Origin of the sequence: Novacetimonas maltaceti (assembly GCF_002906255.1) — a bacterium.
In the GTDB taxonomy this organism is placed as follows: domain Bacteria; phylum Pseudomonadota; class Alphaproteobacteria; order Acetobacterales; family Acetobacteraceae; genus Novacetimonas; species Novacetimonas maltaceti.
The window spans coordinates 1-13,209 of sequence record NZ_POTC01000063.1; the positions used below are offsets into that span (position 1 = coordinate 1).

8 protein-coding genes and 2 pseudogenes are annotated in these 13,209 nt (G+C 60.7%); 8 read left to right on the forward strand and 2 right to left on the reverse strand.

The annotated features are described in order from the left end of the window. Window positions 1-123: 123 nt before the first annotated feature. Window positions 124-459 (forward strand): annotated as a pseudogene (locus KMAL_RS14470) (transposase); the annotation flags it as partial. Between the two features lie 561 nt (window positions 460-1,020). On the opposite strand, the gene KMAL_RS14475 reads toward KMAL_RS14470, so the two are convergent. Further along, entirely contained in the window at window positions 1,021-1,719 is a 699-nt protein-coding gene (locus KMAL_RS14475) for a hypothetical protein (protein ID WP_007400691.1), read from the reverse strand. Then, window positions 1,716-2,390: a ParA family protein gene (locus tag KMAL_RS14480; RefSeq protein WP_239020162.1), complete on the reverse strand. Its 675-nt coding sequence runs from the start codon at window positions 2,388-2,390 to the stop codon at window positions 1,716-1,718. Before KMAL_RS14480 ends, KMAL_RS14475 begins: the two co-directional genes overlap by 4 nt. A gap of 549 nt (window positions 2,391-2,939) precedes the next feature. Between KMAL_RS14480 and KMAL_RS14485 the strand changes: the two genes are divergently transcribed. From KMAL_RS14485 to KMAL_RS14515, 7 genes and pseudogenes are all read left to right on the forward strand, one after another. Beyond that, window positions 2,940-8,030, forward strand: coding sequence for a lactate dehydrogenase (locus KMAL_RS14485; RefSeq protein ID WP_110096305.1), 5,091 nt, complete (start codon window positions 2,940-2,942; stop codon window positions 8,028-8,030). Between the two features lie 177 nt (window positions 8,031-8,207). Next, window positions 8,208-10,133 (forward strand): ParB/RepB/Spo0J family partition protein, encoded by a 1,926-nt coding sequence (locus tag KMAL_RS14490; RefSeq protein ID WP_110096306.1) that lies wholly within the window; start codon window positions 8,208-8,210, stop codon window positions 10,131-10,133. Between the two features lie 183 nt (window positions 10,134-10,316). Further along, window positions 10,317-10,655 carry a hypothetical protein gene (locus tag KMAL_RS14495; protein ID WP_110096307.1) on the forward strand — a complete coding sequence of 113 codons (339 nt, stop codon included), beginning with the start codon at window positions 10,317-10,319 and terminating at the stop codon, window positions 10,653-10,655. Next, complete coding sequence (locus tag KMAL_RS17690) at window positions 10,648-10,896, forward strand: hypothetical protein (RefSeq protein WP_239020163.1); 249 nt, start codon at window positions 10,648-10,650, stop codon at window positions 10,894-10,896. The genes KMAL_RS14495 and KMAL_RS17690 overlap by 8 nt, the downstream gene beginning before the upstream one ends. Window positions 10,897-11,217: 321 nt before the next feature. Further along, a complete protein-coding gene (locus KMAL_RS14505) occupies window positions 11,218-12,249 on the forward strand; it encodes a phosphoadenosine phosphosulfate reductase domain-containing protein (protein WP_110096308.1) in 1,032 nt (343 codons plus the stop codon). Window positions 12,250-12,280: 31 nt separating this feature from the next. Next, window positions 12,281-12,589, forward strand: a complete 309-nt coding sequence (locus tag KMAL_RS17980; protein ID WP_010515656.1) for a DUF5983 family protein — start codon at window positions 12,281-12,283, stop codon at window positions 12,587-12,589. A 122-nt stretch (window positions 12,590-12,711) separates the two neighbouring features. Then, window positions 12,712-12,918: pseudogene (locus tag KMAL_RS14515) on the forward strand (DUF3085 domain-containing protein); the annotation flags it as partial. Window positions 12,919-13,209: the final 291 nt, after the last annotated feature.

Genomic DNA, 13,209 nt, shown 5'->3' on the forward strand with positions numbered 1-13,209 from the left:
CCATCTGGTCCGGGGTTAACCCCGGACCAGATGGCCAACAGCAACGCCGTCAGAAGGGCGGCATAACAACAATCGGGTATAGCTTATCAAGCCCGCAAAACTGTCCGAACGGACGGGACCACCTCACATCTCGTGATGGATAACTACGCCACACATAAAACGACCACGATCAAGACGTGGCTCGCCCGCCGCCCGCATTGGCATGTTCACTTCACGCCCACCTCGGCTTCCTGGATCAATCAGGTAGAGCGCTGGTTCGCCGAACTGACGCGCAAGCAATTCCAACGCGGCGTGCATCGGTCAACAACTGCACTCGAAGCCGACATCACAACTTTTATCGATGCACATAACAAAAACCCACGGTCGTATCGGTGGGTCAAATCAGCCGACCAGATCCTCGCCTCGGTGAAGCGCTTTTGTCATAAGACAATGAGCCGAACTTCAGATTCAGGTGACTAGTACTAGGCACTCTCGCGTGTAGTCGTCCTCAACGGTCAGCACGCGGAAGCGACATCCGTTGTCCAGCGCTAATTAGGACCGTCGGGCACCGGCGTTGGCGAGTAGGTGCCCATTTCCTGTTTCAGGACACCACACTAATGGACCGACAACCCTTCCTTGCGATACAACCGGAACAGCTTTTTGTGGATCAGGATTACTCCTTCGCATTCCAGAAAGATGTGCCGACCCTGATAGGGAAACTGGCATCGTTCGCCCGCAAGGTGGCGCGGTAGGCCGCGCACCTCGGTATCGCATGGACGGTACGACGCATAGCGCTACGTCCTCGGGTCGACGGTGATGCGACTACAGGCCCGCCCCCGCCGTTGCGAGTAATCCCGTTTGGACACCGCCTTGGTCAGAGCATTATGCCGTAATGCCGGGCGTCTCACGAGTTTCCTACTTGCTGCTCCTCAAGCTTCGAGACCTCCAGCCCACCGTATTTCGATCGTCTTGTGTAGAAGGTCGCGTTGCCGATCCCGTAATAGATGCAGGGGTTGGCCTCCTAATGCTCTCTCGGAACTTTTACTCGTCACCGATAAGTTCATCGATTTCACGTAAGCGCTTTCGGATGGCAACAAGCTGTTCCAGCATTTGGCGCCTAGTGGATCTAAGGCGCCGCGCCTCTGTTACGAGCGCGGCAAAATCAACATGAGATGCAGGCCGCTTGATTGACTTTCGGAATGCTATGATTGCAGAACGAGACGCGCTGGGTCCGACGAGGCCCTTCTCGCGCGCCGCTTCAAGTTCCTCTGGTCCCAGTAAAGTCAGCTGATACGCTGCACTATATGAACCCGGTAGTAACGTCTCGCTAATTCGGCCACTATCCACCATGCTTGCGATCCGACGCAACTGGGAGGCCACCGGTTCGGAGAAAGGGAAAAAGCGTTCGAAACTGGCTTTAAGACGGTTTTTTTCTTCTCTCGAAAAAAGTGCATTTTCTAGCGTATTTAATGCTCGGCCGATTTCCAGAAAGGAACGCGCAGCCTTTTCCCACGCAGATGTTACGGCGCGCTGGGTATCAAGAATGATCCGGATGCGGCCCTCGTCCTTCGCAAGGTCCGTTCCGGAAAATACTGATGCAATTGTCTCCAGGGTTTCAGAAGATACGGTGGTGAGTTCATGTAGCTCGCTAGGACGCGCATCAGATGGCTGTATTTCGTCAGCATCAAGGCCCTGCAAGGCTCGCAGCGAGATGCCGCGCGTCGAATTGGCTTTGCTCACAGGTCCAACTCCTGTCGCAAGTATGACCAGAGTGCGCCAAACGCTTCCGCGTTTTTGGGCCGACTTAGATCCATGACGCCTAACCCTTTACCATTTGCGAGTGATATTTCCTCTGCTTGGGCGATTTCTACGGGACACACGGGTCCGACATTTAGCAATTTGGAGCGGATAGTCGCGTAGGAACGAGTTCGAATATTCGCCCGATTAATGATGAACGCTGCTTTCGCACCGCTCTGTTTCAAATGGCGCATCCACGGTATCACGCTGTCTAAATCGTCTTGGCTTTGCTGGCATGGAACCAGAACAAAATCAGAACTTTCACACAAGCCCAAGATTGCTGTCATGTTGATTTCGATCGAGGGCGGCGTGTCGATGACAATAAAACCGGCCGAGGATTGCCTCGCCATTTTCAGGGTGGATCGCCAGTCATCAAGGGACGCGCGATGTACAGGAATATGGGACACGGCCGGAATACTCGCACGGACGCGTTCCCTGCGTTCCGCCCATGTGGCTAGAGTTGCCTGTTTATCCATATCCAGTCCTAATACTTGTCTGCCAGATTGAGCAGCTAAAACAAGTATATTCCGAGATAACGACGATTTTCCAACACCACCCTTTGGCGATGATAGCATCACGATGGATTGTTTTGATGGAGAGGGATGTTTTGTCATTGGGACCTTATCGATGCAGGAGTTCCGCGGACCGCCACCGTATAGAAGGAGTTTTTACAGGACAGCTTTCTGAATACAAGAGAAGAGTTCCAAATCTTTTACGCCGTAAAATTTTTACCGCGTAAAACGCTTTTGTCTGTTGATTTGATGCGTTGCTTGCGCAGGACGTATCGTCTGGGGATACAGTTAGATTACCTATGGTCGGGAGCGCTAGAGCTTTGAGCCGATTGCCCATTGTTTGCCGAAGAGGAACGGCCAAAAAAAGGTCTAAATAAGACAAAACTGCACCAGATCGACCAGCACGCCGCAAGGGGTAGCTCCTCCCCGTGCTCGGCGTCTGCGTCGCCTGCGCGCGGGTCCGGTGCTGCCGCTACGCGGCACCCTTGCCCCGCACTGCCCGACCCGGTTGCAATGAGAACTGAAGGAAAGAGTAATCAGGCGACACAACCTGATTAGCACGCCCGTTCCTGACATCCCGAAAACCTGACCCGGAAACATCCCGGCCTGCAGAAGCAGCGCAGGGCTCCGGCGTTTGTACGGAGCACGGCCATGTCGTTCCAGCTCAACCTCTTCGGCACAACCGCTCTCGCAGATACCCAGAACGACCTTTTCTGGGGCGAACTTGAAGGCGAAGACGGCGCGCCCCCTGTCTCGCCGGCCGCGATGTCCCTTCCCCAGATCGACTTTCATATGGTGGCCGACCGAGGCCTCGCTGACACCTGGAAACAGCGGGCCCGTGACAATGCACTGGCTATCGCGCTGCTCAAGGAGATCGAAGAAGCAGACCGAAACGCCTCTTCCCCCGAACAGATCGTTCTGTCACGCTTCATCGGCTTTGGGGCAGGAGAACTGGCGAACAACCTGTTTCCATCGGGAAGCGATAGCGCCCGCCCAGGCTGGGAAGAGATTGGCGAGGCGATCAATGCCTCCACAACAGACGTTGAAAGGGCAGGACTGAAGCGCGCGACACAATATGCGCATTTTACCCCTGAACTGATCGTGCACGCACTCTGGAACAAAGTGCTGCAGATGGGCTTCAGGGGCGGTTCCGTGCTTGAACCCGGCTGTGGGACCGGTCTTTTCATCGCGGCCCGACCAGAAAGGCTCGAGGGACGCATCGCATTTACCGGGATCGAGAATGATCTGATTACGGCAAGGATCGCACGCAGGCTCTATCCGAACCAGTGGATCCGCAGCGAGGATTTCACGACAGTGAAGCTCGCAGACGGGTATGACCTTGCGATCGGTAATCCACCCTTTTCCAATCGCACCGTGCGTGGCCCGGAAGGTCTGGGACGGCTTGGCCTGAGCCTGCATGACTTTTTTATCGCCCGATCCGTCGAAGCACTCCGCCCAGGCGGCATCGCAATTTTCGTGACGTCCCGCCATACGCTGGACAAGACCGACAGCACCGCGCGCCGGACCATTGCCGACATGGCTGACCTCGTGGGGGCAGTCCGGCTCCCGGCCGGAGCAATGCGCGATGACGCCGGCACGGACGTGGTGGTGGACGTACTGGTGTTACGCAAGCGCATGATCGGCGACATGGCCGATGATGAGACCTGGCTGGAAACCGGCGCCCTTGCGGATAGCAACCAGGGTAACGGTCCGCTCCTTATCAATCGCTACTTCCTCGACCATCCGGAGCAGGTGCTTGGCCGTCACGGCTGGACCACCACCCAGTTCGGTCCCGATTACACGTGCGACGCGCGTGCCGAGGGCAGGCTCGATGTGATGTTGCCCGAGGCCCTGAGCCGGATCGGGCAGGACGTGCGCTTTCCGGAACCCCTGGACCAGCGCATTGTCCGGCCGGCGGGAGCCGGTGTGCTGGTCGGCACGGCTGCCGATGGCGCCCAACTGAAAGAGGGCTCCTACTTCGTCACGAAAGGCGTCCTGCAGCAGATCTGCGACGGACAGGCCACCACGGTCGCCATCAGGAAGGGGGATCAGAAGGATGGCCTCTTCCAGAAGCATGCCCGGATCATTGCCGCGCTGATACCCGTCCGGGATGCGGCACGCGCGGTGCTGCGAGCGCAGATGGAGAACCTGCCCTATGGACGCCTGCAGGGTGATCTGAAGCGTGCCTATTTCAGCTTTGTCCGACAGTTTGGCCCGATCAACCTGATGAATGTGACGGTCCGGATCGATCCAGAAACCGGGGTCGAAAACGAAACCCAGCGGCGACCGAACCTGACGCCATTTTACGATGATCCCGACGTCTGGCTGGTCTCGTCCATCGAGGAATACGACGAGGCGACACAGAAAGGCCGGATGGGACCAATTTTCTCGGAACGGGTCATTCATGCGCCTGTCGAACCCGAGATCCATTCCGCGCACGACGCCCTGGCCGTCTGCCTGCATGAAACAGGCGGCGTGGAAATGCCGCGGATCGCGGAACTCATGGGACAGTCCGAAGCTGAGGTCGCGGCCGCACTGGGGGATGCGGTCTATCTCGATCCGGTACGGAGTGTGGACGGTCGCGATGTCTGGGTCACGGCTGATGAAATGCTCTCCGGCGCCGTGCGGACCAAGCTGGAAGAGGCACGCGATGCGGCCCGGATCGATGGGCGCTACGCCCGGAACGTCACGGCGCTGGAAGCTGTCCAGCCAGCAGATCTGCGTCCGTCGGAGATCACCGCGCGCCTTGGCGCTCCCTGGTTGCCGGTCAGCGACATCATCGCCTTTACCGCCGAGGTGCTCGGGGTCGAAACGGTCATCTATCACGCGCCCGCGGTCGCCTGCTGGACCGTGGAGAAACGGGCATTCATGGGCAAGGCCGAGGCAACGTCAGTCTGGGGAACGGAACGGCGACATGCCGGCGAACTGCTGGAAGATGCCCTGACGCAGGCATCGCCAAAAATATGGGATGTCTGGCGTGATGGCGATGGCAATGAGCACCGCGAACTGAACACACAGGAGACGGAAGCCGCAAAGGAAAAACTGGCGGCGATCAGGCGTGCGTTCGAGACATGGGTCTGGCAGGATGGCGATCGGGCCGAGAGGCTGGTCAGGTTGTATAACGACACCTACAACAACCTCGTGGCACGCGCGTTTGATGGCTCCCATCTGCGCCTGCCCGGTGCAAGCACCACGATCAGCCTGCGCCCGCACCAGAAACGGGTGATCTGGCGGATCATCGCCGCGGGCGGCACGTATATCGCGCACGCGGTCGGCTCCGGAAAGACCTTCTCGATGGTTGCGGCCGTCATGGAGCAGAAGCGGCTTGGCCTGATCAGCAAGGCGATGATCGCCGTTCCCGGTCACTGCCTCGCCCAGATGGCCCGCGAATTCCTCATGCTCTACCCGACCGCGCGGATCCTCGTCGCCGACGAGACGAACTTCGTGAAGGCAAAGCGCCAGCGGTTCCTTGCCCGGGCCGCGACCGGAAACTGGGATGCGATCATCATCACGCATGACGCATTCAGGTTCATCCCGGTGGAGGGGGATTTCGAACGCCAGATGATCGAGGCGCAGATCGCGTCTTACGAGGAAGTGCTGGAAAGCGTCGACGCGGCCGACCGCCTGTCGCGCAAGCGGGTCGAGAGCATGAAGGAGAAGATGCAGGCGAAGCTGGAAGGCCTTGGCACTCGAAAGGACGATCTCGTGCATCTGGGAGAGATTGGCATCGACCAGATCCTCGTTGATGAAGCGCAGCAGTTCCGGAAGCTGAGTTTTGCAACCAACCAGTCCGACCTCAAGGGGGTCGATCCGAACGGCTCGCAGCGGGCCTGGGATCTCTTCGTGAAGACGCGCTACCTGGCGGCAAAAAATCCGGAGCGCCCGCTGATCATGGCGTCCGGATCCCCGATCACCAATACGCTCGCCGAAATGTGGACGGTCAGCCGCTATATGGATCTTGAGGCGCTGCAGAAGCGCTACCTGCATGAATTCGATGCCTGGGCAGCCAATTTCGGCGAAACCCGTACCGAACTGGAACTGCAGCCAAGCGGGCTTTACAAGCCGGTCACGCGCTTCACCGAGTTCGTCAACGTCGCCGACCTCATGGCGATGTATCGCGACTTCGCGGATGTCGTGCAGCACGATGACCTGCGCCAGTACGTGACTCTGCCTGCGATCCGGGGCGGGCGTCGCGAGATTATTGTCGCGCCGACAAACGATAACTTCAGGGCCTACCAGAAGACGCTGGCGGCCCGCATCAACGCCATCGAAGCGCGCCAGGGGCGTCCCCAAAAGGGCGACGACATCCTCCTGTCCGTCATCACGGATGCCCGTCATGCCGCGATCGACCTGCGCTTCGTCGCCCCTCTCGCCGCGAATGATGACACGTCGAAGCTCAACCTGATGATCGGGAACGTGTTCCGGATCTGGCAGGAGACATCGGAAAGCCGTTACAGCGATCCTGAAACCGGTCGGCCGTACGACCTGCCGGGGGCGGTGCAGATGATCTTTTCGGATCTGGGCACCGAGAGCGCGATGGAGACACGCGGTTTTTCCGCCTATACATGGATCCGCGATGAACTGATCCGACTGGGCGTGCCGCGCGCGGAAATCGCGTTCATGCAGCACTACAGGAAGAGTGCGGCGAAGCAGAAGCTGTTCGGTGATCTCAATGCCGGGCGCAAGCGGATCCTGATCGGCTCGACGGCGACCATGGGCACCGGCGTCAACGCCCAGCAGCGCCTCAAGGCCCTGCACCATCTCGACGTGCCGTGGCTGGTCTCCGACATCATCCAGCGCGAGGGTCGCATCGAGCGGCAGGGCAACCAGCACGCGGAAATCGAACTCTACGCCTACGCCCAGCAGGGTTCCGTTGACGCGACCAACTGGCAGCTCCTCGAACGCAAGCAGCGCTTTATTGGACTTGCGATATCAGGTGACCGTTCCATCCGGCGGATTGAGGACATTGGCGGGGAAGGGGGAAACCAGTTCGCCATGGCCAAGGCGCTTGCCTCGGGCGATGCCCGGCTGATGCACAAAGCCGGGCTGGAGGCCGATCTTGCGCGGCTCGAGAGACTGGCGGCCGCCCATTATGACGACCAGTTCGCCGTAAAACGTGCCATCGACCGGGCCGAGCGTGAGATTGCGGGCGCGGAGCGCCAGATCCCGCTTATCGAGGCGGATATTGCCAGCCGTCAGCCCACGAAGGGGGATGCGTTCGTACTGCGTCGGGACAAGGGGGATGTCAGCGAGCGCGAGAAGGCCGGATCATGGCTCCTGTCCCAGATCCGCCTGGCGGCGAAAAACGGCGAGGCAGGCGTCTGGAACCTCGGACGCATCGGTGGGTTCGCCGTCATGTGCGAAGCTGGGCCTGCCCGTCGCGTGTACTACGAAAAGCGCGCGGTCGACGTGATGCTGTTTGTGGAAGCGCGCTCAGGCCGCATTGAAATCGGCGTCGAGGACGACACGAAGGGCCTTGGGCTGGCCTCGCGCCTCGAGCATGCGCTGCTTCGGATTGATGACGCGCTCCGTGATGCAATCCGGATGCGGGAGGAAGCGCAGCGTCGCCTGCCATCATACCGCGCCCGTCTGGGCCTGCCGTTCGCGGAACAGGCGATGCTTGATGAAAAGCGCGCTGAGCTGAAAGCGCTGGAAGACGATCTGGCGGCGACCGCGACCGATGAAGACCCGGCGCATGACGACACCGAGGACAGGGAGAAGGAAGAAGAGGTGGCAGCCTGAGAAGGGCTGCCATCTCCGGTCAGGCGCCGCAAGGGGGGGCGCCTCCCCGTGCTCGGCGTCTGCGCCGCCTGCGCGCGGGTCCGGTGCCGCCGCTGCGCGGCGCCCTTGCCCCGCCAGCCCGGTGCTGGCCGCCGGAGTGCATCAGGAAAGGCGTCCTGAGAACACGGAGTAAAAACCATGGAACTGCGCGAAGTTGATCCGAAAACCCTGCTCGACAACCCCGAAAACCCGCGGAAATCCGCGCCCAACGAGGCGGAAGAGCGCCAGCTGGCGCTGAACGTCAAGGCCGTCGGGATCATCCACCCGCCTTTGGTCCGCGAAACTCCTGACGGTCTGATGATCGTTGCAGGGCATCGCCGCCGGCGTGCCGCGGTCAAGGCCGGCCTGAAAACCATTCAGGTGACGGTGGCAGGCGATGATGCGGAACTGGACCGGATGCGTGCCGCATCGGAGAACATGATCCGTCAGCCCATGACCCAGGTTGAACAGTGGCGGGTTGTTGCCAGGCTTCGGGAGGAAAAAAAGTGGAATGACACCGCGATCTGCAAGGCGCTGATGCTCACACCGGTGCAGCTGAAGCAGATCGGCCGCCTGTCTGCCATCCTACCCGAGATTCTGGCGTGGATCGAGGCGGGCAAGGGGCCCGGCAATCGTGAACTGGCGAGCATCGCCCTTGCGTCCACCGCGCTGCAGGAACAGGTCTGGGGCCATTTCGGGTTTCCGGTTGGCTCGTCGCCGCCCGAGGATGTCGAAGCCTGCGAAGATGAGGGCGAGCAACAGCCCGACGGAAATTGGGAACCCGGTGCTGCCATCCACGATTGGGACCGGATTGCGTCAGCCCTGCGGCAGGACCGTTTTTATGCAATCGAGGCCTCGTTTGATGACGCCATTGCAAAAAGCTGCCGGATCGCCTGGCAGGAAGATCTGTTCGGTGAAGCCGGGAAGGACGGCCGTTATACCGATGACGGCTTTGCCTATGAGAAGGCGCAGCGCCAGTGGCTGGGTCAGAACACGCCTGAAGACGCACTGATCCTGCAGAGCGACGAGAACGGCGAGCCGGTCTTCGAACCCGGCATGGTCCGGATCTACTGGCAGCGCGAGGGCGCCACGAAATTCTTCTGGCTCGATCATCGCCTGAAGGTTCGCGAGGGCTGGTGCGTCCTGCCGGGCAGCGAGGCGGCGGGTCGCGTGACGCCGTCCGCCGTCATTGAAGCCCTGCCCGAAGGGCCACGGGAACGGCCCGATATCTCGGGGCGCGGTTTTGACATGATCGGCAGTTTCCGCACCCAGGCGCTGCATGCCGCATTGGACGGCATGCGGGGCTCTGCCGATCCATGGATCCTGGTCGGGCTGATGATCGCGGCCCTCAACGCGCAGAATGTCCGGGTGGACGGGGATTCCAACGCGCACTACCCGCAGCGCCGTCCGTCACGCCGGCTCGTGGCTGCCGCCGGACTGTTCCAGGATGGCGAGATGACGCTGGACGAGGCGGTCCTGCGTGGCGCTGCTGTCGACGTGCTCAAAGCCGTGCTGTCCTGCGAGAAGAACGCGACGAATAGCGGCGACTGGGGTGTCCTGGTCGGCCATATCGTGAAAGCGGACGACCATCTGCCTGCCATGGCGGATGAAAACTTCCTGAAAACGCTCAGCAAGTCCGGCATCACGAAGGCCATAAAGGCGGAAGGCATCCTGCCGCGCAATACCGGCAAGGAAATGCGCCGCGCCCTGATGGACCATGTCGGGCAGGGGATCTGGGTGCATCCTGCCGCGCGTTTCCAGGTCGATGTCGCAGCGCTGAACGCCACCTTCGCGGAAGCGCTCGCCCCGCCATCCGAAGCGGATGACGATGATGGGGACCTGGCGCATGACGACGAGACCGAGTTGGAAGACGACGCGGATGCCGATGCGCGGACTGGTGGCCCGGGAACCGATGATCCTGCCGCGACGGGCATTGAGCTCGATGAAGTGACTGACACGCCCACAGACCTGGCGGCAGATCAGGGGGATGAGGTGCCGCACGGCAGGGCCGAAAGTCTGGCTCCGCCATCGCAGACACCTGAAGAATTCCTCAGGACGCATGTTGAGTTTGTAGGCTTCAGCTGAGCGAGGCTGTTGCCGCCGTACGGCTCTGGCTCACGGCCCGTCGCCCCCAGTGGTGACGTCGGGCGGTGAGCCGGCAACGGCCTCTGGCAGGACGTCGACCGCGAAATTCTGCGATGCGCCCCAACCGGGCTTATCCGGAACGTCAGGTTACGCGTTCACTTGCGTCGGCGAAGGAGAACCGTGATGACCCATGAATACATGACGGAAAAGCGTCTGATCGGCAGGTATGTGGTTGAACTGGGCTTCCACCCGGATGGTGGGGTTCTGATCCGGACGCCTGAAATCTATCCGCCAGCGGCCCGCCGATGGCGGGGACCCTATGAGAGCGTGGAGGCGGCAGTGGTCGAATTTTCCGCTTTCACGGCGGTTCCCAGAGTCACGTCGGCCGAGCTAGCCCGGCTGAGAGAGCGCGGCTCTGTCACCGAAATCTGCGGAAAGGAGGTGATGGTGTGGCACTGCCCATGGCGGGAAGCCAAGACACTGAGCGAATTTGTCCTGTTAAGGGAGGACGGCAATGCCTGATTTTCGTGTCACGCTGGTTGAGCGCTTGTTTGAAGCCGATGCTGGCGATTTCATGGTCACGGCGAAGGACGCCGAGGCGGCTGCGCGGATCGTCCTCAATGCCGTCCCCGACAGTGTGGACTCTGACGGGATCCGGACCACTATTTTACCTGACGGCCAGGAAGTGGACCTTGAGGTCGAGGAAGTCGTCCATGGCGAGATCGTGGCCATGGTCCACGATGCCGGGACCGGCGTGCTGTAGGGACAGTTTGGGTTTTCCCTTGTTTTCAGCCCGGGGCGAGAGGCAGCCGCCGTTCTCGCCAGAGTGATGGATCGTGTCCTTGCGGATGACGATGAGCGGGACACCCATGCAGCCTGCGTGGTGCTGCGCCGGTATCTGCACGAATACCTGAACGCGGACGCATAGGAAGAGCAGGAAGACACAGGAAAAATATGCCCGAAGGGCCATCGCGCCTCAAACGGTGGCTCTTGTCCCGCTCCGCAGGCCTGCGATGCCGGCGCACGCGCCGCGTTTGACCCGCGATATCCCTTCGGACCGCCAGAAGACATTCAGACAAGGAGAATGTCCATGGTGACCGCAGGCCTGTTATCCCGCCAGGGAACTGTCGTGCCGGAGCCCGGAGAGATACCTGACCTGGCGGGTTATGATCACGTCATCATCGCCTGTTCCTTTGGCAAGGATTCCCTCGCCAGTACGCTGCACCTGCTTGAAAAGGGCGTGGCGCCGCAACGCATCGAGTGGTGGCACCATCGTGTGGACGATGACGGGGACGTTTTTGACTGGCCGCATGTACCCGATTACGGGCGGCATCTGGCTGCAGCCCTTGGCGTCAGGCTGTATTTCTCCGCCCGCCAGGGCGGGATCGTGCGGGAAATGCTGCGCGAGAATGCGCCGACCGCACCGGTCTGGTTCGATACCCCGACAGGGCGCGTCACTGTCGGTGGCAAGGGACCGCCCAATACACGACGCCGCTTCCCGCAGGTTTCGGCAAACCTGTCGGTCCGCTGGTGTTCCCCATACGCCAAGATCATGGTTGCGGATGGCGCCCTGCGGAACCAGGCGCGCTTCAGTCATGCCCGGACCCTGTTTGTAACCGGAGAACGCGCGGCGGAGTCCGCGAACCGTGCCCGTTACGCTGTCTTTGAGCGGCACCGGGCAGACTGTCGTGATGGTCGGATCCGACGGCATATCGATCACTGGCGGCCGGTACATGCCTGGAGTGAAGCGGCTGTCTGGCAGATCCTGCGTCGGCATGGCGTGATTCCGCCGCTTCCCTATCAGCTCGGGTTTGGCCGCCTGTCCTGCCTGACATGCGTATTCATGTCTGCCGATCAGGCTGCAACGCTGCGTCACATGGACCCGGATCGGTTCGCCCGGCTGTGTGAGTGGGAACGCGCATTTGGCTGCACCATCCGACGCGACCGGGACCTCGGCACGCTGGCCAGGGGCGGCACGGTCTACGGCCCCGTGCGCCAGCATCCGGATCTGGTGCGCCGTGCGCTCTGCCACCGCTGGCGTGGCCGTGTCCTCACATCCCCCGAACAATGGGTCCTGCCCGCTGGCGCATTCGGCGAGAGCGCCGGGCCGGTCTGACCCGCCTCATCCTCCAGCAGGGAGAAACCCGATGTTAGCGCCTTTCCAGATCCGGAAATTCCTCGACCTGAGCACCGGCCACCTCCCCCTGTCGGACCGTGGACACCTTGAGAGATATGCAAGGTCAGGTGGTTCCTTTGGGCTGACCTGCCTGTCCGGCCCGCACGGATGGTTTGTCCATGTCCCGCTGGATCCATACTCCCATGATTGGCCGGGGTCGCGGTCACTGCGGGCCATTCTTGCCCTGGCCCGGAATCACGACTGTGATTACGTCCTGTTTGATGCGGACGGCCCGGTCGATGCCTCGCTTCGTTTCTTTGATGACGATGAAGATGAATGACCGGCAACGGCATCGGGCGTCCCTCGGGCCAGAGGCGCCGGTTCTTATTTCTTAAGGCGGGATACTTCGGTGTTCCGCCTTTTTTGTGTCCTCGCAAGGGGCTCACACAAAGGAATACTGCCATGAAACTTCATTTCGACCATGCCCTCGTGGCGCGTCTTCTCGCTCATGCGCAAGCCGCGAGCGAACATTCCCCTACCTATGATCAGCTTGTTGACCCGGTCTTTCTCAAGGCTGGCGTGTCGTCGCGCCATCCGACCGGTGCGGATGTCGATCGTACCAAAATACCGGCAGGCCTGATGCTGGTTGGCGATCATGGGGTGTACCTGAGTGCGCCGGTTCGGCGCTGAATCGAAAGTGCGTTTCAAACGCCGGGAGAACTGACGACTCCCGTCCCCACCAACCTTAGTTGAAATCGAAAGGTGACAATGAACATAGCATGGTTGGAGCAAGGCCCGAATAGCCAAGAACGGTTACGGTTTAGAGGGTCAGGAGAGGTGGTCCCCATTTTTCGGACAGGGCGATAAGCTATCATCTGGCCTGAACGAGGACGGGTTTTATGGGCAAGGTTACGCGGAAACGGTATGCGGCAGAGTTCAAGTCACGGGTTGCGCTGGAGG

Excerpts from the sequence above, each read along its gene's own strand:
- KMAL_RS14485 (WP_110096305.1), top strand. The coding sequence starts at position 2,940 with ATGTCGTTCCAGCTCAACCTCTTCGGCACAACCGCTCTCGCAGATACC.
- KMAL_RS17980 (WP_010515656.1), top strand. The coding sequence starts at position 12,281 with ATGTTAGCGCCTTTCCAGATCCGGAAATTCCTCGACCTGAGCACCGGC.
- KMAL_RS17690 (WP_239020163.1), top strand. The coding sequence starts at position 10,648 with ATGCCTGATTTTCGTGTCACGCTGGTTGAGCGCTTGTTTGAAGCCGAT.
- KMAL_RS14495 (WP_110096307.1), top strand. The coding sequence starts at position 10,317 with ATGACCCATGAATACATGACGGAAAAGCGTCTGATCGGCAGGTATGTG.
- KMAL_RS14490 (WP_110096306.1), top strand. The coding sequence starts at position 8,208 with ATGGAACTGCGCGAAGTTGATCCGAAAACCCTGCTCGACAACCCCGAA.
- KMAL_RS14480 (WP_239020162.1), bottom strand. The coding sequence starts at position 2,390 with ATGACAAAACATCCCTCTCCATCAAAACAATCCATCGTGATGCTATCA.
- KMAL_RS14505 (WP_110096308.1), top strand. The coding sequence starts at position 11,218 with ATGTCCATGGTGACCGCAGGCCTGTTATCCCGCCAGGGAACTGTCGTG.